Annotated in this window: 19 protein-coding genes; 15 read left to right on the plus strand and 4 right to left on the minus strand. The window is 31.8% G+C overall.

Going from position 1 to position 23,447, the window contains the following annotated elements:
• Nucleotides 1-28: 28 nt before the first annotated feature.
• Together CM54_RS01875 and CM54_RS01880 are read right to left on the minus strand one after the other, a co-directional pair.
• Nucleotides 29-1,345: a CoA-disulfide reductase gene (locus CM54_RS01875; RefSeq protein WP_030065058.1), complete on the minus strand. Its 1,317-nt coding sequence runs from the start codon at nucleotides 1,343-1,345 to the stop codon at nucleotides 29-31.
• Nucleotides 1,346-1,425: 80 nt separating this feature from the next.
• Entirely contained in the window at nucleotides 1,426-2,247 is an 822-nt protein-coding gene (locus CM54_RS01880) for a Cof-type HAD-IIB family hydrolase (protein ID WP_023350596.1), read from the minus strand.
• Between the two features lie 112 nt (nucleotides 2,248-2,359).
• On the opposite strand from CM54_RS01880, the gene CM54_RS01885 reads away from it, so the two are divergent.
• The 4 genes from CM54_RS01885 to CM54_RS01900 all read left to right on the plus strand — a co-directional run bounded on the left by CM54_RS01885 (nucleotide 2,360) and on the right by CM54_RS01900 (nucleotide 8,914).
• On the plus strand, nucleotides 2,360-2,668 hold the full coding sequence (locus CM54_RS01885; protein ID WP_002433201.1) for a metal-sulfur cluster assembly factor: 309 nt from the start codon (nucleotides 2,360-2,362) through the stop codon (nucleotides 2,666-2,668).
• 462 nt (nucleotides 2,669-3,130) lie between these two features.
• Nucleotides 3,131-4,951, plus strand: a complete 1,821-nt coding sequence (locus CM54_RS01890) for an acyltransferase family protein (RefSeq protein WP_037548583.1) — start codon at nucleotides 3,131-3,133, stop codon at nucleotides 4,949-4,951.
• A 232-nt stretch (nucleotides 4,952-5,183) separates the two neighbouring features.
• Entirely contained in the window at nucleotides 5,184-7,796 is a 2,613-nt protein-coding gene (clpB, locus tag CM54_RS01895) for an ATP-dependent chaperone ClpB (RefSeq protein ID WP_037548585.1), read from the plus strand.
• Between the two features lie 602 nt (nucleotides 7,797-8,398).
• On the plus strand, nucleotides 8,399-8,914 hold the full coding sequence (locus CM54_RS01900; RefSeq protein ID WP_037548586.1) for a YbhB/YbcL family Raf kinase inhibitor-like protein: 516 nt from the start codon (nucleotides 8,399-8,401) through the stop codon (nucleotides 8,912-8,914).
• Nucleotides 8,915-9,025: 111 nt separating this feature from the next.
• On the opposite strand, the gene CM54_RS01905 is transcribed toward CM54_RS01900, so the two are convergent.
• Nucleotides 9,026-9,220 carry a YjzD family protein gene (locus tag CM54_RS01905; RefSeq protein WP_002433216.1) on the minus strand — a complete coding sequence of 65 codons (195 nt, stop codon included), beginning with the start codon at nucleotides 9,218-9,220 and terminating at the stop codon, nucleotides 9,026-9,028.
• 305 nt (nucleotides 9,221-9,525) lie between these two features.
• On the opposite strand from CM54_RS01905, the gene CM54_RS01910 reads away from it, so the two are divergent.
• The 7 genes from CM54_RS01910 (at nucleotide 9,526) to opp4C (ending at nucleotide 17,712) form a co-directional block, all read left to right on the plus strand.
• Nucleotides 9,526-10,467: a beta-ketoacyl-ACP synthase III gene (locus tag CM54_RS01910; RefSeq protein WP_002433345.1), complete on the plus strand. Its 942-nt coding sequence runs from the start codon at nucleotides 9,526-9,528 to the stop codon at nucleotides 10,465-10,467.
• 11 nt (nucleotides 10,468-10,478) lie between these two features.
• Nucleotides 10,479-11,723: a beta-ketoacyl-ACP synthase II gene (gene fabF, locus CM54_RS01915; RefSeq protein WP_037548589.1), complete on the plus strand. Its 1,245-nt coding sequence runs from the start codon at nucleotides 10,479-10,481 to the stop codon at nucleotides 11,721-11,723.
• A 402-nt stretch (nucleotides 11,724-12,125) separates the two neighbouring features.
• A complete protein-coding gene (gene opp4A, locus CM54_RS01920) occupies nucleotides 12,126-13,838 on the plus strand; it encodes an oligopeptide ABC transporter substrate-binding protein (RefSeq protein WP_037548591.1) in 1,713 nt (570 codons plus the stop codon).
• Nucleotides 13,839-13,890: 52 nt separating this feature from the next.
• Entirely contained in the window at nucleotides 13,891-14,883 is a 993-nt protein-coding gene (locus CM54_RS01925) for an ABC transporter ATP-binding protein (protein ID WP_030065070.1), read from the plus strand.
• Nucleotides 14,876-15,859: an ABC transporter ATP-binding protein gene (locus tag CM54_RS01930; protein WP_023350588.1), complete on the plus strand. Its 984-nt coding sequence runs from the start codon at nucleotides 14,876-14,878 to the stop codon at nucleotides 15,857-15,859. The genes CM54_RS01925 and CM54_RS01930 overlap by 8 nt, the downstream gene beginning before the upstream one ends.
• Nucleotides 15,852-16,814: an oligopeptide ABC transporter permease gene (gene opp4B / locus CM54_RS01935; RefSeq protein ID WP_023350587.1), complete on the plus strand. Its 963-nt coding sequence runs from the start codon at nucleotides 15,852-15,854 to the stop codon at nucleotides 16,812-16,814. Before CM54_RS01930 ends, opp4B begins: the two co-directional genes overlap by 8 nt.
• A 7-nt stretch (nucleotides 16,815-16,821) precedes the next feature.
• Nucleotides 16,822-17,712: an oligopeptide ABC transporter permease gene (opp4C, locus tag CM54_RS01940; RefSeq protein WP_023350586.1), complete on the plus strand. Its 891-nt coding sequence runs from the start codon at nucleotides 16,822-16,824 to the stop codon at nucleotides 17,710-17,712.
• Between the two features lie 56 nt (nucleotides 17,713-17,768).
• On the opposite strand, the gene trpS is transcribed toward opp4C, so the two are convergent.
• A complete protein-coding gene (trpS, locus tag CM54_RS01945; protein WP_002433373.1) occupies nucleotides 17,769-18,758 on the minus strand; it encodes a tryptophan--tRNA ligase in 990 nt (329 codons plus the stop codon).
• A gap of 291 nt (nucleotides 18,759-19,049) precedes the next feature.
• On the opposite strand from trpS, the gene spxA reads away from it, so the two are divergent.
• The 4 genes from spxA to pepF all read left to right on the plus strand — a co-directional run bounded on the left by spxA (nucleotide 19,050) and on the right by pepF (nucleotide 23,366).
• Nucleotides 19,050-19,445, plus strand: coding sequence for a transcriptional regulator SpxA (gene spxA, locus CM54_RS01950; RefSeq protein WP_001829294.1), 396 nt, complete (start codon nucleotides 19,050-19,052; stop codon nucleotides 19,443-19,445).
• A 253-nt stretch (nucleotides 19,446-19,698) separates the two neighbouring features.
• Nucleotides 19,699-20,421 carry an adaptor protein MecA gene (gene mecA, locus CM54_RS01955; RefSeq protein WP_002433124.1) on the plus strand — a complete coding sequence of 241 codons (723 nt, stop codon included), beginning with the start codon at nucleotides 19,699-19,701 and terminating at the stop codon, nucleotides 20,419-20,421.
• Nucleotides 20,422-20,523: 102 nt separating this feature from the next.
• On the plus strand, nucleotides 20,524-21,513 hold the full coding sequence (locus CM54_RS01960; protein WP_037548595.1) for a competence protein CoiA: 990 nt from the start codon (nucleotides 20,524-20,526) through the stop codon (nucleotides 21,511-21,513).
• 44 nt (nucleotides 21,514-21,557) lie between these two features.
• Nucleotides 21,558-23,366 (plus strand): oligoendopeptidase F, encoded by a 1,809-nt coding sequence (pepF, locus tag CM54_RS01965; protein WP_037548597.1) that lies wholly within the window; start codon nucleotides 21,558-21,560, stop codon nucleotides 23,364-23,366.
• The last annotated feature ends 81 nt before the right edge of the window (nucleotides 23,367-23,447 follow it).

The raw sequence follows: 23,447 nt of genomic DNA on the forward strand, positions 1-23,447 counted from the left end.
GCAAGGTTATGAGCGATGTAAATGTGCTTTATCTAGCTTTGTAACCAATCATATTAATTAAATCTTTTGGGTGACTATATGGTGGAGCATAAGCAACTTCAAATTCTGTTAATTCATCAACTGTCATATGGTTCATCATTGCTATAGACAAGACATCAATTCTTTTATCTACGCCTTCTTGTCCAACTGCAGCGGCGCGTAAAAGTTTACGTGAAGTTTTGTCATAATATACTCTTAAATGTAGGGGAGTATTTCCTGGGTAATAACCAGCATGAGCTCCTTGTTTAACTTCTACCATTTCATAATCAAAATGAGAAAGTTCATTTGGTTTAACACCCACACTTGCGAATGTATAATCAAAGAATTTAACAATATTAGATCCTAAATACCCTTTAAATATAATTGATTTATCTCCAGCTAATTGTTCTGCAATAATGCTAGCCCCTCTGTGTGCTCCCCATGCCAATGGTACTTGAGCTTGTAAATCAACATGTCGATAAAATGAAGTTATAACATCACCTAAAGCGTAAATATTGGGTATATTTGTTTGAAATTTATCATTTACTGGTATGAAGCCGTGATCATCTAAGTGAATATTAGAAGATTTAATAAAGTTCGAATGCGGATGTGTTCCTACGCCTTCAATAATAAGGTCGTATTTTTCAGTTATCCCAGATGTAAAAGTAACTTCATTACCTTTAATTTGATGGATTTCTTCGTCAAATCTGTAAGAGATATATCTTTTTTCTAATTCATCGATAATAGGGTGATTCATATCTTGATCCATTAGTTTATTAATTTGCTCTGAACGATGAATTAATGTGACGTCGAGCCCACGGGTATATAAGTTCTCTAATACTTCTAGTGATATATAACCAGCACCGACTACCAACGCGTTTTTAGCATGGTTATTAGAGATAAACTGATCAATTGCATCAGTATCTTCTAAATTTCTTAAATTAAATGAAATATTGCTATCAAATCCTAGATTATTAGCCCCAGCACCAGGACTTAAAATAAGCGTGTCATATGATTCTTCAAATGTTTCTCCGGTTTGTCTATTCACAACAGTGACTGTTTGATGCTTATCATTAATTTCAGTTACTTCATGATAGGTTTTAACTTTAATTTGCTTTTTATCATAAAATGATTCTGGTGTATAAGCTAATACTTTTTCCCTTTCAGTAACAAGCTGACCAATATAATAAGGTAGGGCACAGTTAGCAAAGCTCATATCTCTATCTTTCTCAAATACAATAATCTCGCTTTCTTTATCTAAACGACGAATCTGACTAGCGCAAGTTGCACCGCCTGCAACAGCACCAATAATGATTATTTTATTCAAATTGTGAACTCCTTTTATAAAAAATTAAAAAATAAAAAGGGATACATCATCCATGTCATCCCCTTTAATACTTATCTTTATTAATAATAACGAATATTCAAATCAAAGAACTCATTTAAATAGCGACCTATACCATCTTCGTTATTACTATATGTCGTATCATTTGCGACATCTTTTAATTCCTGTAAACCGTTATTCATTGCAATACCATGTGATGCATATTTAATCATTTCTATATCATTATCTTCATCACCGAAAGCAATCACTCGTTCATCTGCGACATTAAGATACTGTTTAACGCATTTGATGCCTCGTGCTTTATTAATACCACGTTTAACGATTTCTATAACAGGAAATGGTGCACCCCAACGACGATGTTCAATATTCTCAGCGTAAAAATGAGTTAACATATCCTTTATTTTAGGAATATTATCTTCTTCTGCTTCAACAAGTAAAGAAGTTGGAGGTTCTGTTAGTTGCTCTAATAAATTACCTGTTTGTATTTTAGGATTCCCCATTGAAAATCCTTCAAATAGGCGTGGATCATGATTATTAATGAATACATAATCTTTTACTTCAGCTATGATATTTGTAACATGAGATTGTTGAAGGGCAGTTATTATATTTTTTGAAATTTCTACATCTAAAACTTCATGTATTGTAGTAAAATCGTTAGCTTTAGGATGATGGACGTAAGCGCCATTGAAATTGACAACCGGTGTATTCATATTTAATTCATGATAATAGATTTGACTTGCTCTATATGGACGACCAGTAGCAATCATAATATGATGGCCACGTTGTTGTAGTTCAGTTAAAACTTGTTTTGTATAGGATGAGATTTCTTTGTTGTCATTTAATAATGTTCCATCTAAATCTAGACAAATTAAATAAGGTTGCATATAAGACTCCTTGTGTATCAATTGTTCATGTAACAGTATCATAGCATTTTATTGGCGTTTTGTCGGATATTTGATATATTAGTATAAAGATAATTTTAAAGAGGTGATACTAATGGAGGAAGCATTAAAAGATAGTATCCTAGGGGCTCTTGAAATGGTAATCGACCCTGAATTAGGCATTGATATTGTCAATTTAGGTTTAGTATATAAAGTTGATGTAGACGATGAAGGTCTATGCACAGTTGAAATGACTTTAACTTCTATGGGCTGTCCTTTAGGACCACAAATTATTGAACAAATTAAAGGTGTATTAGCAGAAATTCCTGAGATTTCTGATACAGAAGTAAACATTGTTTGGAATCCGCCTTGGAATAAAGACATGATGTCTCGTTATGCTAAGATTGCTCTCGGTGTTGGATAACTAATAAATGACTAGGAATAGTTACACATTTTTACTTTTAAAATATGTGTAGCTATTCTTTTTTGTTTAAACATATAAAATTTTTTATTATAGCGCTATTTAAGATTAAAGTGAGTTAAGAAATTTTTAATAAATTGACATTACTATTTAAATTGAATTAATGTTACAAATATATTACAATACATAAGACTTACTACATTTCGGGAAATGAAAATTCTTGCATAAAAGTGTTTAGATTTGCGCGTTATATAGTGCATGTTTAATGAAAATGTGAGGTATTTGACATAAATTTATTAAGTTAATAAGAATGAAACAGTAATTTTCAATATTTAATATGTATGGAAAATTGAATAAGAAGTGTATTAGATGAACTGAAAAGCATTTGTTTTATCATGGGAAATTATAAAAAACTCAATTTAACTGTCTAACGAATTAACTACTTATAGGGAATGAATGTTAACAATGGAAAAAGAATTAAAGAAAGGTCATCAACGCGGTAAAAAAATGCGTTATATGCCTGGACTTGATGGTTTGCGAGCAATTGCTGTTATTGGAATTATAATATATCACTTAAATAAAAAATGGCTTACTGGCGGTTTTTTAGGAGTGGATACATTCTTCGTAATTTCTGGTTATTTAATTACTAGTTTATTATTAAAAGAATACGAAGAAACTGGAATAATTAATCTCAAAAATTTCTGGATTAGACGTATAAAGAGATTGTTACCCGCAGTTTTAGCATTGCTAATTGTTGTTGGACTTTCAACACTGATACTTGAACCGGATAATATTGTAAGAGTTAAACATGATATTGTTGCAGCGATATTCTATGTTTCAAACTGGTGGTATATTGCTAAAGATGTTAATTACTTTGAACAATTTTCATTTATGCCATTAAAACATCTGTGGTCACTGGCTATTGAAGAACAATTCTATTTGTTCTTTCCTGCGATATTGATATTATTATTGCTTACGATTAAGAAATATAGAAATGTGGCAGTAATATTTTGGATTATATCATTAGTATCACTTTTATTGATGGTAATTATCTCACAGCCACATATGAATCACTCACGTGTCTATTTTGGTACAGATACCAGATTACAAACGCTTTTATTAGGTGTACTTCTTGCATTTATGTGGCCACCATTTAAACTCAAGACTCAACCACCTAAAGCATTAAGAGCAACAATTGATACTGCTGGAATAGTCGGGTTAATATTTTTATTCATTCTATTCCTTACCGTTAAAGATGATAGTGATTGGATTTATAACGGTGGATTTTATATTATTTCAACGATGACCTTGCTTATTATAGCAAGTGTAGTCCATCCTGCAACTTTAGTTTCTAAAGTATTAGGTAATCCAGTTTTTGTTTATATAGGCAAACGTTCATATAGCTTGTATTTATGGCATTTTGCAGTGATTAGTTTTATCCATAGTCACTATATAGATGGTCAAATACCAATATATGTCTATCTACTTGATATCATTTTAACGATAGCGTTAGCTGAGTTATCTTATCGATACGTCGAAACACCATTTAGAAAGCAAGGTTTCAAAGCATTTGCTATAAACAAACGTTTCAAGCCTCAGTTTATTAGAACAATTATTACTATTGTATTAGCTTTGCCACTTATTTTAATACTTGCAGGTGCGTTTGATAAATTAGGTAAAGATAACATTAATGATAAAGCGCAAACATTTAACACTAGCGAAAATGATAAATATCTTATCCGTATGTTACCTATCGATGACATTAAACTTACTGCTGACGGAAGAACTGAAGAGGGTAAAGAGGATGAAGTATATTCTAATATTAAACCATTGCTAATTGGTGACTCGGTCATGGTAGATATAGGTGAGCAATTTAAATCTAGAGTTCCTAAAGCAAATATTGACGGTAGAGTAGGAAGAAATTTATATCAAGCATTACCTTTAGTAGATAGTAATTATAAACATTATAATCAGCCTTCAGATCAAGTTGTCCTTGAATTAGGTACAAATGGTGATTTTACTGAAGATCAACTTGATAATTTAATCGAAAAATTTGGTAAAGCTCAAGTGTATCTCGTGAATACTAGAGTACCTCGTTCATATGAAGGCCATGTAAATGAATTAATGGCTAATGCTGCTAAAAAACATAAAAATGTAAAACTTGTTGATTGGTATCAACGGTCAGAGGGGCATACAGAGTATTTTGCTCCTGATGGTATTCACCTTGAAAATAGTGGTGTTGAAGCACTCACTGATGAAATTCTAAAAAATATGAAAAAGAAATAGCTTAAAATAAGGAACTAGTTTGACGTATAAATTACGTTAGGCTAGTTTCTTTTTGTGGTAAAAATGAGAGTGATAGATATAAATATCTACTTCAAGAAAAAATAAAAAGGTCAAAAAGTAAGTGTAAATCATTGAATTAAAAGTGAAGAAGGTCTATAATGTAATTAAGGTCAAAGAAAGTCAAAGTCAAAAATTAATTTTGACCTACTCTAAATAATAGAGGTGATAACAATTGGATATTAATCAAATGACGTATGCTGTTCAAGGAGCTTTACAAAAAGCCGTTGAAGCAAGCAAAGAATATGAATTACAAAATATTGAAATCGAAGCTTTATTAAAAGCTGCTTTAGAAGAAAATGAAAGTTTGTTTAAAAGTGTATTAGAAAGAGCGAATATTGATGTTGATCAATTAACGAAAGCGTATGAAAATAAATTAAAAAATTATCCAACAGTACAAGGCGATAATGTTCAATATGGTCAGTATATAAGTCAGAGATCGAATGATTTACTAAATAAAGCTGAAACTTATATGAAAGAATATGATGATGAATTTATTTCTATGGAACATTTATTGCGTGCTGCAATGGATATTGATGAAACGACTCAACAATATGTCGGAAATAAAACTGAAGTTATTAAAGAAATCATTACTAAAATTAGAGGAGGAAATCATGTGACATCTCAAAATCCTGAAGTAAATTACGAAGCTTTAGAAAAATATGGTCGCGACTTAGTAGAAGAAGTTCGCCAAGGAAAAATGGATCCTGTTATTGGTAGAGATGAAGAAATACGTAACTCTATCCGTATTTTAAGTCGTAAAACTAAAAACAATCCCGTACTTATTGGTGAGCCCGGTGTAGGTAAAACAGCTATAGTTGAAGGTCTAGCACAACGTATAGTTAAAAAAGACGTTCCTGAATCATTGTTAGATAAAACCATTTTCGAATTAGATTTAAGTGCCTTAGTAGCTGGAGCGAAATATAGAGGGGAATTCGAAGAACGACTTAAAGCTGTGCTTAAAGAAGTAAAAGAATCAGAAGGTCGAATTATTCTCTTTATTGACGAAATTCACATGTTAGTAGGCGCTGGTAAAACTGATGGCGCAATGGACGCTGGAAATATGCTTAAACCAATGTTAGCACGTGGTGAATTGCATTGTATTGGAGCAACTACACTTAATGAGTATCGAGAATATATTGAGAAAGATTCCGCTTTAGAACGTCGATTCCAAAAAGTTGGTGTGAGTGAACCTGATGTAGAAGATACTATATCCATTTTACGTGGTTTGAAAGAACGCTATGAAGTTTATCATGGTGTGCGTATTCAAGACCGCGCTTTAGTTGCAGCTGCAGAATTATCCGATAGATATATAACTGATAGATTCTTACCTGATAAAGCAATTGACTTAGTCGATCAAGCTTGCGCTACAATTCGTACTGAAATGGGATCTAACCCAACTGAATTAGACCAAGTCAACCGTCGTGTAATGCAATTAGAAATTGAAGAAAGTGCTTTAAAAAACGAATCAGACAATGCAAGTAAACATCGTTTAGAGGAATTGCAAGAAGAGTTATCTAATGAAAAAGAAAAACAAGCATCTTTACAATCTCGAGTAGAACAAGAAAAAGAAAAAATTGCTAAAGTACAAGAAAAACGTGCTGAATTAGACCGTAGCCGACAAGCTTTAGAAGATGCTCAAACTAAAGGTGATCTTGAAAAAGCTGCCGAACTACAATATGGTACAATTCCTCAATTAGAAAAAGAATTAAAAGAATTCGAAGAGGCTTACCAAGACGAGACAGGTGAGGATAGCGAAAGAATGATTCGTGAAGTTGTATCAGATGAAGAAATTGGAGATATTGTAAGCCAATGGACAGGTATTCCAGTATCTAAACTTGTAGAAACTGAACGTGAAAAACTTCTTAGCTTAAGTGACATCTTGCACGAACGTGTCGTTGGCCAAGACAAAGCAGTAGACTTGGTTTCTGATGCAGTAGTTAGAGCACGTGCAGGTATCAAAGATCCAAATAGACCTATTGGTAGCTTCTTATTCTTAGGACCAACAGGTGTAGGTAAAACTGAATTAGCTAAATCACTTGCTGCTTCACTATTTGATTCTGAAAAACACATGATTCGAATTGATATAAGTGAATATATGGAAAAACATGCAGTCTCTCGTTTGATTGGTGCCCCTCCAGGCTATGTTGGTCATGATGAAGGCGGACAATTAACTGAAGCAGTTAGACGAAATCCTTATTCAGTTATTTTATTAGATGAAGTAGAAAAAGCGCACAGCGATGTCTTCAATGTGCTACTTCAAATATTAGATGAAGGTCGACTTACTGACTCTAAAGGACGCAGTGTTGATTTCAAAAATACAATTATCATCATGACAAGTAATATTGGATCACAAGTTTTACTTGAAAACGTTAAAGACGCTGGAGAAATTAGCGAAAGTACTGAGAAAGCGGTAATGGATAGTTTACATGCTTATTTCAAACCTGAAATCTTAAACCGTATGGATGATATTGTATTATTTAAACCATTATCAGTTAGTGATATGAGTATGATTGTCGATAAAATCTTAACTCAATTAAATATTCGTTTAATGGACCAACGTATTACAATTAAAGTATCTGATGAAGCAAAAAAATGGTTAGGTGAAGAAGCTTATGAACCACAATTCGGTGCAAGACCATTAAAACGTTTCGTTCAAAGACAAATTGAAACACCACTTGCCCGCATGATGATTAAAGAAAGCCTACTTGAAGGTACAACAATTAAAGTAGATTTAAATTCTGACAATGAATTACAATTTGACATTGAAAAACCAGAAAGAATTTAATTAAATAGAATGAATCAAACAAAGATCCAAGAAAGTGTGTGCAAGTCACTTTCTTGGATTTATTTTTTAAAGTTGCTCTTTCTTTATAAATGATTTAAATGTATCAATATAATTCTCCAAATATTTGGTTTTCTTTCTATAATAAATATAAGTATATGAGTCAGGAGGAACAATATGTTCTGATTTATTAATTAATAAGTTGAAATCGTTTATATATTATCTTGCTATACTATATCTGGGTACTTAGCTTCTAAATATTTAATAGAATATTTAAACTTTAAATATCTTTCGGAGATATCTTTATTAGCGTTTTTAGTGTTATTTTTTTACTGGTCAAATAAAATTAATTTTAATAAGTATGGTATTTTTAGGTATATCTTCAGGATTAACCCGACCTCAAACTATAAAAGGAATATCAAATACTTCTTATTTAAAGCAAGTTTTAAATAATGCTGAAAACTTATACTTCATTATAAATACATCTTTTTTTATATTAGGTGGTTATTTATATTCTCTCGGATCCATTCAATAAGTTCTGTTGTATATATTGATGCTTTATATCATTTATATAATAATAATTTTATTACTAAGGAGAAAACAACATGAAAATCAACACTAATTTTAACAACAACATTATACCTTATGACTATGCTGCAGGTGCACAACATACTCAACTAATACATAATAACCCAATTAAATCTTTTCCATTTACTGTAGAAGATTTACCATTCGGTACAAAATATCTTGCTTGGACATTAATAGATTATGACGCTATTCCAGTATGTGGCTTCCCATGGATTCATTGGGCAGTTGCTAACGTGAGTGTAAATAGCGATACAATAGATATTGTTGAAGACCTTTCTAGAATTAAAGGTGACTTTGTACAAGGTAAGAACAGCTTTGCAACAGGTTTATTAGCTGAAGACTTTTCAGATATTGAAAATCATTATGTAGGGCCTACGCCTCCAGACAAAGATCATTACTATGAACTTGTAGTTTATGCTTTAAGTGAAAAGCTTAATTTAAAAAATACTTTCTATTTAAATGAATTATTACATCAAGTTGATTCTAAATTATTAGATAAAGCAAAAATTAATTTAGTAGGTAGAAAAGTTTAAGGGATAGGGCATCTTCCTCATAAACAATAATAAAACTTCATTTTGGTAAAAAAAAGACGAGAATACGTATGAACAATTAAGTCATCGTATCTCGTCTTTTTATAAATATTACTATGAATCGTATTGATCTGAACCTTTGCTTGGTTTCATAACCGCACCTAAAATAGCGATAAAAATTGTGAATACAACAGCCATAATGATTGGATTAATTACATTAAGCGCTGGACCACTGTTAAGGCTATTCAATACGAAGTTAACCATTTCAAGCAATAATACTGCCCAAATAAATGTCATGAGGTATTTCATTGCCTATAACCTCCGCTTATAAAATCGATAACTCTATTTTAAGTGAAATATTTAAGTTTGTATAGTAGTAATCAAGGATTAAGTCCTATAATTTTAACCTTTTTAGGATTAAGGATATCATACAATTATTATGAGCAAATTGTTGTTATTAATCACTTAAGCTATTTAAAGGTTTTGAGGTCATAGATATGCCTGAAATGCTACTTTTGAAAAGAGGTATAAAAATGAATCTACTTGAGTTTGAAAACAAAAATGTGTTAAATTAATACCTGGTATTAAAAATTTATTTAAGAAGGTGTACGACCATGAACGTGGGTATTAAAGGTTTCGGTGCTTATGCTCCGGAAAACATTGTAGACAATGCCTATTTTGAACAATTTTTAGAAACTTCAGATGAATGGATTTCTAAAATGACTGGTATTAAAGAAAGACACTGGGCAGATGAAGATCAAGACACATCTGACTTAGCGTACAATGCGAGTGTAAAAGCAATTGAAGATGCTGGTATTCAACCAGAAGATATAGACATGATTATTGTAGCAACTGCAACAGGCGATATGCCGTTTCCAAGCGTAGCTAATATACTACAAGAACGTTTAGGAACTGGCAAAGTAGCAACTATGGATCAACTTGCTGCTTGTTCTGGATTTATGTATTCAATGATTACTGCTAAACAATATATTCAATCTGGTGATTATAAAAATATATTAGTTGTAGGTGCTGACAAACTATCCAAAATAACGGATTTAACTGACCGTTCAACTGCTGTCTTATTTGGTGATGGTGCTGGTGCAGTAGTGATGGGTGAAGTTTCTGAAGGCCGTGGAATCATCAGTTATGAAATGGGTTCTGATGGTAGCGGTGGAAAATATTTATATTTAGACAAAGAAACTGGTAAATTAAAAATGAATGGCAGAGAAGTATTTAAATTTGCTGTAAGAATCATGGGTGATGCATCAACACGTGTAGTAGATAAAGCAGGTTTAACGTCAGATGACATTGATTTATTTATCCCTCATCAAGCAAATATTCGCATTATGGAATCTGCGAGAGAAAGATTGGGTATAGAAAAAGAGAAAATGAGTGTTTCGGTGAATAAATATGGTAATACATCAGCTGCTTCTATACCTTTAAGTATCAATCAAGAGTTACAAAACGGAAAAATTAAAGATGACGATACTTTAGTCTTAGTTGGCTTCGGCGGAGGCTTAACATGGGGCGCAATCGTTATCAAATGGGGAAAATAGGAGGATAACGTATGAGTAAAAATAATAGAGTTGTTATAACGGGTATCGGAGCCTTATCTCCAATCGGTAACGATGCTAAAACAACATGGGCAAACGCATTAAAAGGAGTAAATGGTATCGATAAAATTACACGTTTAGATACCGAAAAATATAATGTTCATCTTGCAGGTGAGCTAAAGGACTTTAATATTGAAGATCATATTGATAAAAAAGAAGCACGTCGTATGGATCGTTTCACGCAATATGCCGTTGTTGCTGCGAGAGAAGCGGTACAAGATGCGAAGTTAGATATCATTGATCAAACAGCTAATAGAATTGGTGTTTGGATTGGTTCAGGTATTGGTGGCATGGAAACATTTGAAACTGCGCATACTACACTCGTTGAAAAAGGACCACGTCGCGTAAGCCCGTTCTTTGTACCAATGTTAATTCCTGACATGGCTACTGGACAAGTTTCAATAGACTTAGGTGCTAAAGGTCCGAATGGTGCTACGGTTACAGCTTGTGCAACTGGTACAAATTCAATTGGTGAAGCATTTAAAATCATCCAACGTGGTGACGCTGATGCGATGATTACAGGTGGTACTGAAGCTCCAATTACTCACATGGCAATTGCTGGGTTTAGCGCAAGTCGAGCTTTATCTACAAATGATGATAAAGAAACAGCTTGTCGCCCATTCCAAGAAGGCCGTGATGGTTTTGTCATGGGTGAAGGTGCAGGTATCGTGGTTATAGAATCATTAGATTCTGCTAAAGCGCGTGGAGCTGAAATTTATGCTGAAATCGTTGGTTATGGTTCTACTGGAGATGCATATCATATCACAGCACCAGCTCCAGAAGGTGAAGGCGGTTCAAGAGCTATGCAAGCTGCCTTAGACGATGCAGGTATTGAAGCAAAAGACGTTCAATACTTAAACGCGCATGGTACGAGTACGCCTGTAGGCGATTTATATGAAGTTAAAGCTATCCAAAATACATTTGGAGAAGCTGCAAAATCTCTAAAAGTAAGTTCAACAAAATCAATGACCGGTCACTTATTAGGTGCAACAGGTGGTATTGAAGCCATCTTCTCAGCACTATCAATTAGAGACTCTAAAGTCGCACCTACCATTCACGCGATCACACCAGATGAAGAATGCGATTTAGATTTCGTTCCTAATAAAGCTGAAGACTTAGATATTACTTACGCTATGAGTAATAGTTTAGGCTTCGGTGGACATAACGCTGTATTAGTATTTAAGAAATTTCAAGACTAATTGAACATAAATAAAAATCTTCAAGTGAGTTTATAGATGGCTCACTTGAAGATTTTTTATATGGAAAAAGAAATAACAATTTTAATTACCAAGGACATATATTTTATAATTTAATAGGTTTCTCTTTATACTACAGTCTTATAATAAATCTTTCTACGAGTTTTGAATCTTTACATCTCACAAAATTATCAATCCTACAGGTTTCCTAAATATTAATGGAAACTAAGGAGAAATAAGGAGACTTATATTTAAACTATTCATATAAATTCAATGATTTTAATTTTAAAATTAGTGAAGATACTTAGTAAATAAATTAACAGAATATTCTAAAAATACACTTGTAATATAATTTATTAATAGTAAACTGTAAAAAGCAACTAAGAATCAACAGGAGGGAATTGGATGAAAAAATGCTTTAAGTATTTAAGTTTATTTTTAGTGATTATACTAGTGCTTAGTGGCTGTGGTAAAGGTAAACAAGAAGATGCATCTAGTGATGAGAGTAAGACAGCTTCGTCCGAGCATAAAGGCGGAGTCTTGAAAGTTGGAATGCCAGCCGCGCCAACTGGAGTTTATTCTTCTGTACTAAGTTCTGATCACACAGATTTTACAGTTGAAAGTTATTTCAATGAAGCTTTAATGAAAATTGATAAAAAAATTAAACCAAAACCATATATCGCATCATGGAAAGATATAGATCCTGGTAAAAAGATTGAGTTTAAGATTAAAAAAGGAATCAAATGGCATGATGGTAATGAATTTACTATAGATGATTGGATTTATACTTTAGATGTATTAGCTAATAAAGATTATGATGGTCAATACTATCCTTCTGTGGAAAATATTAAAGGAGCAAAAGAAGTACATGAAGGAAAAGCAGATCATATTAGTGGTTTAAAAAAATTAGACAACTATACTATGGAAGTTACATTTGATAAGAAAAAACTTAACTATCTTACAGGATTTGTTGGCGGACCGTTACTAAGTAAAAAATATCTTAGTGATATACCAGTAAAAGATTTGTCTAAATCTGACAAAATACGTAAGCATCCTATTGGAATTGGTCCTTACAAAGTTAAAAAAATAGTGGCTGGAGAAGCTATTCAGTTAGAAAGATTTGATGATTATTGGCAAGGAAAACCAGCTCTAGATAAGATTGAATTAAAAGTAGTAGATCAACCGCAAATGATTAAAGCTTTAGAAAAAGGAGATATTGATTTAGTTGATGACGCCACTGGACCCATGGCTAAAGAAGCTAAAAAATCTAAAAACAATTTAAAAGTTTTATCTACTCCAAGTCTAGATTATGCAATTATTGGCTTTGTTTCTCATGATTATGATAAAGCTAAAAACAAAACTGGAAAAGTTAGACCAAAATACGAGAATAAAGAGCTAAGACAGGCTTTATTATATGCGATAGACAGAGAAAAGTGGGTTAAAGCATTCTTTAATGGTTATGGTTCAGTAATTAACTCATTTGTTCCAAGTACGGAATGGATTGCAGCTGATCCTAAAGATTTAAAAGATTACAAATATGATCCTGAAAAATCTAAAAAAATCTTAGATAAGTTAGGTTATAAAGATAGAGATGGGGGTGGTTTCAGAGAAGATCCAAATGGAAAACCTTTTGTAATTAACCTCAAACATTACGCTGGAACAAATCCTACTTTTGAACCTAGAACAGCAGCTATTAAAGATTTTTGGGAAAAAGTTGGTTTAAAAACTAAAGTAAAATTAGTTGAATTTGGTAAATATAATGATGACTTAGCCGATGTCTCTAAAAATATGGAAGTTTATTTCAGAAGTTGGGCGGGTGGAACTGATCCAGATCCTTCAGACTTATATCATACTGATAGACCTCAAAATGAAATGAGAACCGTTCTACCAAAATCAGATAAGCTTTTAGATGATGCTTTAGATTTCGATAAAGTTGGCACAGATGAAAAGAAACGTAAAGAACTTTATGTTAAATGGCAACAATATATGAATGAGGAACTACCAGCTCTGCCTATGCTACAGATGAAATCAATCGCTATAACTAATAATAAAGTACGCAATTATGATATTCAATTAGGTACTGAAGCACAATTCTATAAAGTGACAAAAGATAATTAATTTAAGTAAACCTCGACCAAATGTCGGGGTTTATTTTTAAGGGGGGATAAGAATGGAGCATCTTTTAGAAGTTAAGGAACTTGAAACATCACTTCTAATTAATAAGCAATGGTTTCCAACTATCGATAAAGTAAGCTTTAAATTAGATAAAGGAGAAGTTTTGGGTATCGTTGGTGAATCTGGATGTGGGAAATCTATACTAAATAAATCAATTATCAAATTATTACCTGAAAAGATTTCAAAAATTACTAATGGTGAAGTTCTTTTTGAAGGAAAAAGAATAGATAAATATAGCGAGAAGGAATTCTTAAATATTAGAGGTAACGATATTGGAATGATATTTCAAGAACCAATGACAGCATTAAACCCAGTTTTTAAAATAAAGAATCAAATAATTGAGAGTATATTAGTGCATCAGAAGAAATCTAAAAAAGAAGCCTATAAAGAAGCTAAAGAATTACTTTTGAAAGTTGGAATTTCTAGACAGGATGAGGTGCTTAATAGTTATCCTCATCAACTTTCAGGTGGTATGAGACAAAGGGTTATGATAGCTATGGCCATTTGTTGTTCACCTAAATTATTAATTGCAGATGAACCAACTACTGCATTAGATGTAACTATACAAGCTCAAATATTAGATTTATTAAAAAATATACAAAATGATACTCAAATGTCTATTATTTTAATTACTCATGATTTAAGTGTAGTTTCGGAATTTTGCGATAAAGTAATGGTAATGTACGCAGGTCAAATTGTAGAATATGGAGATTTAAAATCTATACTAAACAAGCCTAAACATCCTTATACAAAAAAATTATTAAAAACAATTCCTACTTTAGAAGATGAACGGGATAGATTAGAAACTATTGAAGGAATCGTACCATCTATCACTGATTTTCAGTTAGATAAGTGCAGATTTGCTAATAGATGTGATGAAAAGATTGAAGTATGTGACTCTCAATGTCCAAAAATTACTCATGTTGATAGTTCTCTAGTTCGTTGCCATTTATATCAAAATCAAAGTGAGGAAGAACATCATGAATAACATATTAGATGTGCAAAATGTAAAAAAATACTATGAATTAAAAACTGGTTTATTTCAAAAAAATCAATATGTTAAAGCTGTAGATGACATTTCATTTTCTATCAAAGAAGGACAAACATTTGGCTTAGTGGGAGAGTCAGGATGTGGGAAATCAACTATTGGTAAGACAATTGTGAGGTTAGAAAATGTTACGAGTGGAGACATTAAGTTATGTGGGGAAAATATTACTCATTTGAAAGGAAAGAATTTAAGAGAAGCTCGTCAAAATTTTCAAATGATATTTCAAGATCCCTATGCATCATTAAATCCTATGCAAATGGTTGGAAACATTATTGCTGAACCACTACTTAATTATAAAAAAGTCTCTAAAGCAGAAGTAAAGAAAGAAGTTGTGCATTTATTAAAATGTGTAGGTCTTAGTGAAGAAGCATACTTTAAGTATGCTCATGAATTTTCAGGAGGACAGCGACAACGTATTGGAATAGCAAGAGCTATTGCTCTAAGACCGAAGCTAATAGTTGCCGACGAACCGGTAAGTGCATTAGATGTGTCGGTTCAATCTCAAGTATTAAATATTTTAAAAGATTTACAAGATGAATTTAAATTAAGTTATCTTTTTATTGCACATGATTTAAGTGTAGTTAAACACATTAGTGACATCATAGGTGTCATGTATTTAGGTAATATGGTTGAAATAGCTTCTCATGAAGAAATTTATACAAAACCTTTACATCCTTATACACAAGCACTCATTTCTTCTATACCTCAATTTAATCAAGAAAAAAAGAACAGAGTAATCTTGAAGGGAGAGTTACCTTCACCAAGTAATCCACCAAGTGGATGTCCTTTCCAAACTAGATGCCCTTTGGTTCAAGATAAATGTAGGAGAGAGAAACCTAAACTGAAAGAAATAATTAAAGATCATCAAGTAGCTTGTTTTTATCCAAACCATGTAGGGAGTGTAGCTAATGTTTAAGTTAATAATAAAAAGACTAGGTCTAATGATTCCATTGCTCATTATAATTTCGATGGTAGTTTTTGCATTAGCAATTATACAACCGGGTGATCCTTTTTCAGGACAACATGGTACGAATATTAAACAAGAAGCATTAGATGCTCAACGAGAAAAATTAGGTCTTAATGACTCAATACCACAACAATATATTAGATGGGCAAATAATATTATTCATGGAGATTTTGGTGAATCAATCAAGTATAAAAGACCAGTAATGGATCTCATTAAAGAGAGACTACCCAATACCATTCTTTTAGGTAGTGTATCTCTCATTATTACCTATATTATTTCTTTTACTTTAGGAATAGTATCTGGAAGATATGCATATACGATTAGTGATTACTCAATACAAGTATTTAACTACATAATGCTAGCTATTCCTTCTTTTATAGCAGGTGTATTTGCAATATTTTTCTTTGCCTTTCAATTAAATTTATTTCCTTTCCAAGGTTCTGTTGATATTAATGTTCAAGAAGGTACGTTCTCATACTATATAAACAAGCTTTATCATACGATTTTACCAGCGGTTACATTGGGATTGTTATCTACTGCAGGTTATATACAATATTTACGTAATGATATTATTGAAAATTCGCAAAAAGATTATGTATTAACTGCTCGATCTAAAGGACTTTCTACAAATCGAATTTATATGAAGCATATTTTGAGAAATTCTTTAATTCCAATAATTACTTTTCTAGGGGCTGACATAGTTAGTATATTGGGTGGAGCTGTAATTACAGAAACTATTTTCTCTTATAACGGTATTGGAAAATTGTTTTTAGAGTCAGTAACAGGACAAGATTACCCAGTTATGATGGCAATGACATTATTTTTCTCATTTTTAGGTTTGCTAGGAAACTTAATTTCAGATATTACGTATGGCTTTGTTGATCCACGAATACGAAGTAATTAATGAGAGGATGATTATCTTGAAGAAAAAACCAAATTCACCTTTTAAAATTTCTATGAAGAAATTTTATCATAACAAACTTGCGATGATTTCTTTATCATTTTTAATAATTGTTGCAATCATATCTATTATTGCTCCTTTAATAGCTCCTTTACCAATTAATAAACAAGATTTATTAAATATAAAAGGTGATATGTCTATTGAAAATTTGCTTGGTACTGATGCTGGTGGCAGAGATAACTTCAGTAGATTGTTATATGCGGGTAGGATTTCTCTTACTATAGGGTTTACGTCTACGGTAGGAATGCTTTTAATTGGAATATCAATTGGCGTTATTTCTGGGTATTTTGGTGGAGTATTAGATACTGTTCTAATGAGAATTACAGAGTTTGTTATGTTATTTCCATTTCTAATTTTTGCAATAGTACTCAATGCAGCATTAGGAGATAAAATAAAAAATCCCTATGGTTCAGCAATTATTTTAGTATTTGTAATCATAATACTGAGTTGGGGTGGTATTGCTAGACTTGTTAGGGGAAAAGTTTTGCAAGAAAAAGAGAATGAATACTTTTTAGCTGCACAATCAATTGGAACACCTACCTATAAAATTATACTAAAGCATTTATTACCTAATATTTTAAGTGTCGTAATTGTACAAGCAACATTAACTTTTGCAGGTATGATAGTTGTAGAATCAGGGCTTAGCTTTCTAGGATTTGGTATAAGTAAGTCTATTCCTTCTTGGGGAAATATGTTGAGTGATGCACAAGAGGGAGATGTATTAAGTGGTAAACCATGGATATGGATGCCTCCTGCTTTAATGATAACTTTGACTATTTTGAGTATCAATTTTGTCGGAGAGGGACTCAAAGATGCATTTAATCCTAAAGGAAGAAAATAAAAGTTTATAAAAAAAGTTACTGGAACTTTCCTTTCCAGTAACTTTTTTATTTTATATTATCTTTTACGTCCTAATCCCATAGCTTTTTCCATTTTTTTCAATGTTTTAAATGAAGCTTTATGAGCTTTGTCTCGCCCTTTATCCAAGATGTCATCTAAATCATCAGAATTGTAAAAGTTCTCATATTTCTCTTGGAAATTAATCAAGAAGTCTTTAACGATCTCTGCTAAGTCACCTTTAAATTTGCCATAACCTTCACCTTCGTATCTAACTTCAATATCTTTAATAGGTTCATCAGTTAGACCTGAATATATAGATAAAAGATTTGAAACACCTGGTTTATTTTCACGATCGAATTTAATAATGCCATCAGAATCCGTTACGGCACTTTTAATTTTTTTTGCTGCCACATTTGGCTCATCGAGTAGTGAAATAAAGTTTTTCTGATTATCATCACTTTTACTCATTTTCTTAGTTGGGTCTTGTAAACTCATCACACGTCCTCCAACTTTAGGCATGCGAATTTCTGGTTTTACTAAGACATCATTATAACGACTATTAAAACGATCTACTAAATTACGGGTAAGTTCCATATGTTGCTTTTGATCATCGCCAACTGGAACAATGTTAGTGTTATAAATTACTATATCTGCAGCCATAAGAGGTGGATATGTTAATAATCCTGCTGGTACACCATCAACCCGTTTTTGTGCTTTATCTTTAAATTGTGTCATACGTTCAAGTTCACCAATAGAAGCAATTGTTGTAAGCATCCAACCAGCTTGTACGTGTGCAGGGACTTCAGATTGAATAAATAAAGTAGATTTATCTGAGTCAATTCCTGTAGCTAAATATATTGCTGCTAATTGACGAATTTGTTTACGTAATTTCAAACGATCTTGTGGTACCGTTATGGCATGTTGGTCAACAATACAGAAAAAACAATCATAGTCATCTTGTACATCTACAAATTGTTTTAACGCACCTATGTAGTTGCCGATAGTAGGAATACCACTCGGTTGAATTCCTGAAAATAAAGTTTCCATATTAGATGCCTACTTTCTAATTAATATTGTTTAGATAACATTATAACAGTATTTCGTTAAAATGTAAGTTGTGTTAAAATATTAATATAACTGGGTATATACTAAAAGCGAATTAAAAAATTTGATGAATTTCAAGATTTCTCAGAAAAATTAGGATTTTCTCATTTAATTTTAATCTTAGATAGTTATACTATTAAGTGTAAGATTAAGAAAGCTTAAAAATTCAATTTCTTAAATCGATAATAATATTAAAATAATGAATTTAATTCATTCTATAGGAGAGTGAGATGTATGGTAACATTATTTACTTCACCAAGTTGCACATCTTGCCGTAAAGCGAAAGCATGGTTACAAGAACATGACATTCCATATACGGAGCGTAACATTTTTTCTGAACATTTAACAATTGATGAAATTAAACAAATTTTAAAAATGACTGAAGACGGAACAGATGAAATTATTTCAACTCGTTCTAAAACATATCAAAAATTGAATGTAGATATTGATTCTTTACCTTTACAAGATTTATATTCTATTATTCAAGATAACCCAGGATTATTACGTCGTCCTATTATCTTAGACGACAAACGCTTGCAAGTTGGATATAACGAAGATGAAATTAGACGTTTCTTACCAAGAAAAGTTCGTACGTTCCAATTACAAGAAGCACAACGTTTAGTTGATTAATAACTAACATAACTATGTGATATTATCACTTTACTTAAAGATTAAGAACAACACTATTCATTGTTAATAGTGTTGTTTTTTGCATGTTATAGTACCTTCTAAAGTAGTAGTTTTTTGTTAAATAAATAGGGAATATGTTAATATAGATTACCGATTAAAATTAGTTAAATTTAATCAAACAAATAGATTGTAATTTACGTTCCGTTCTAATACAATATGGTTACTATTCATCGACTGTAAGGAGTGAGATGATATGAGAATAGAACGCGTTGATGACACAACAGTTAAATTGTTTATAACATATAGCGACATTGAAGCACGAGGATTTAATCGTGAAGACTTATGGACTAACCGTAAACGCGGTGAAGAATTCTTCTGGTCAATGATGGATGAAATTAATGAAGAAGAAGATTTCGTGGTAGAAGGTCCATTATGGATTCAAGTACATGCTTTTGAAAAAGGCGTGGAAGTGACCATCTCTAAATCTAAAAATGAAGACGCAATGAACATGTCAGATGAAGATACAAATGATCAATTTGATGATCAAGTGAATGAATTATTAGCACAAACCTTAGATGGTGAAGATAATTTAGAAGAATTATTTGAGCAACGTCAACAACAGAAAAAAGCTGAACAACAGGCAAATAATCAACGAACTCATAAACGTGCTAACGTAAGAACTGTAATTGTTAAATTTGATGATTTAGAACATGTTATTAATTATGCATATCATAATAACCAAAATACTACTGAATATGAAGATTTATTATATATGATTGATAATCACTACTATTATTCAGTTCATTTTGATGACTCTGTAAGCCAAGAAACTATTAATGATAGCTATAGTCAATTATTAGAGTTTGCTTATCCAACAGATAAAACGGAAGTATACTTAAATGACTATGCCAAAATTATCATGAGTCATAATGTTACTTCTCAAGTTCGTAGATATTTTACAGACTCAGAAGAATAACACGATTTATCTCACAAGGTACCAAATTAAGGTGCCTTGTTTTTTTATAAATTTTTAAAGTAAAAATTTTGTTCTCCTCGTTGTTATATATGAGGTGATGAAATGTTAATAGCAATGAATAGAATGAATGAGCGAGTTTTAGCGAAAAATGCGAAGAGAAATCAAATATATCGGTGTCCTTATTGTCTAGGGGAAGTTATATTACGACATGGAGTTAAAGTTATACCTCACTTTGCACATAAAGTTAAAAGTACTAGACCTTGTTATAAAGCTGAAACGTATAATCATTACCAATTAAAAATGCTATTAGCACAAAAATTTGAAGCAATAAATTATGATGTTGATATTGAACCCTTTTTTAAATGTATCAAGCAATATCCTGATTTAGTGATTAACCAAAGACACGCCATCGAAATTCAGTGTTCCACAATTAGTACGACTGAAATTATTGAAAGAACCCTTAGTTTAAAAAGTATAGGCTTAAAGGTTTATTGGATAATCAATGATGTGAAAAAAAGAGGGGATTTTATTGAACTTACACAATTTCAAACTACTTTTATTAATCCTATTCATCGTACCCTAATAACCTGGGACTTCACAAAATCAAGACTCATAGTTTACACGCACCTTCAAAATATCGCTGGAAAAAAATTTATTTGCAAAAAACATACCATACAACTTAAACAACTTTTCAATACATATCAATTAGAACAAGCACAAATCTATAAATTATCTAAAAGAACAATCAATAATTATATTCTACAGTGTAGAAAGAAAAATTCGGTTCTTGAACCAACTCTAAGTGCAATATATCAGTTACAAATGAATGATAATGAAGTATGTATAAATACGGGTTTTATATTTCCAAATCAAATATATATTGAAACACACCCAGTTGAATGGCAACTCAATTATCTATTATTAAGACGTAAATATGACAGACATCAAAGTTGTGACTTATTAATGTCTATCATTAAATTCAGATATTTCGCATACTATAAGTATCATAAGTTGACTATATTAAAAGATTTGTTAAATGACTTCGAGAAAATGTATTATAACAGATGTTTAAGCGTGCAAAACCAATCTTAAAATGAGAAAATTATATTATTGATATAATCAAGGAGGTTTACTTTATGAGTCAACAATTAACAAGAGAAGAGCAGGAACGTAAATATCCTGAGTATACATGGGACTTAACGACGATTTTCGAAAACGACGAGGCTTTTGAGGAGGCGTTCAAGGAAGTAGAGAATGAGTTAGGTAAGGAAGAACAATTCAAAGGACATTTAGGTGATAGTGCTGAAACTTTATATAATGCCTTAGCACTTGAAGATGAATTAGGAACTAAACTTGAAAAAGTCTATGTCTATGCTCATTTGAAGCAAGACCAAGATACTGCTAATGATAAATATACTGGTCTAGAGGCGCGTGCACATCAATTAGTAATTAAATACAGTTCTGCATGGAGCTTTTTAGTGCCTGAAATTTTACAGTTAGATCAATCTACTATTGAACAATTTGTTTCCTCATTTGATAAATTAAAACAATATGAGTTCGACTTAAAATTAATTAACGAGAAACGTCCACACATTTTAGATGCAGACACAGAGAAACTATTAACTGAAGCACAAGATGCTTTATCTACACCTTCAAATGTTTATGGAATGTTTAGTAACGCAGACTTAGAATTTGAGGACGCCATTGATAAAAATGGGGAAGCACATCCGTTAACGCAAGGTACTTTTATAAAATATTTAGAGTCTGATGATCGTAAATTAAGAGAATCAGCATTTAGAAATGTATATAAAGCTTACGGTTCACATAACAATACACTAGGTGCAACGCTAGCAGGAGAAGTGAAGAAAAATGTATTTAATGCTCGAACTCATCATTATAATTCAGCTCGTGAGCGTGCTTTAAGTAACAATCATATCCCAGAGGCTGTGTATGATAATTTAGTCAAAACAGTGCATAAGTATCTTCCATTACTTCACAGATACACTAAATTAAGAAAAGAGTTATTAGGTATTGAAGATTTAAAAATGTATGATCTCTACACACCTCTAGTTAAAGATGTGAAATTTGATATGCCATACGAAGAAGCTAAATCGTGGATGTTAAAAGCACTAGAACCAATGGGCGAAGAATATTTAAACGTTGTTAAAGAAGGTTTAGACAATCGATGGGTTGACGTCTATGAAAATAAAGGTAAACGCTCTGGAGGTTATTCTTCAGGAGCGCATCTTACAAATCCTTTCATTTTATTAAATTGGTCAGATACTGTTTCTGATTTATACACTTTAGTACATGAATTTGGTCATTCAGCTCATAGTTATTTCAGTCGTCAAAATCAACCTTCAAACTTAAGTGATTATACGATATTCGTTGCAGAAGTCGCATCTACATGTAACGAAGCGCTTTTAAGTGACTATATGGATAAACATTTAGACGACCAGCGTCGATTGTTATTGTTAAATCAAGAATTAGAACGCTTTAGAGCTACTTTATTCCGTCAAACTATGTTCGCTGAATTTGAACATAAAATTCACCAAATCGAAGAGGCGGGCGAACCATTAACACCTAACCGAATGAATGAAGAGTATGCGAAGCTTAATAAGCAATACTTCGGAGATGCTGTTGAAACAGATGAAGATATTAGCAAAGAATGGTCACGTATACCACACTTCTATATGAATTATTATGTATATCAATACGCTACAGGTTATAGTGCAGCTCAAAGTTTAAGTCATCAAATTTTATCAGAAGGTAAACCAGCTGTAGAAAGATATATTAATGAATTCTTGAAAAAAGGTAGCTCAAACTATCCAATAGAAATTCTAAAAAATGCAGGCGTAGATATGACTACACCTAAACCTATTGAAGAAGCGTGTGAAGTATTTGAACAAAAATTAGATGCATTTGAAAAACTTATGAAAGCTTAGTACGAGTGTATTCGCTTTCAATTTGAACAGATTGTGACAATTTATGTATATAATTAAACAAAGGTTGAAAAGGGGTATGCA

This window comes from Staphylococcus sp. TE8, from assembly GCF_000692055.1.
GTDB classification, from domain to species: Bacteria; Bacillota; Bacilli; order Staphylococcales; family Staphylococcaceae; genus Staphylococcus; species Staphylococcus capitis.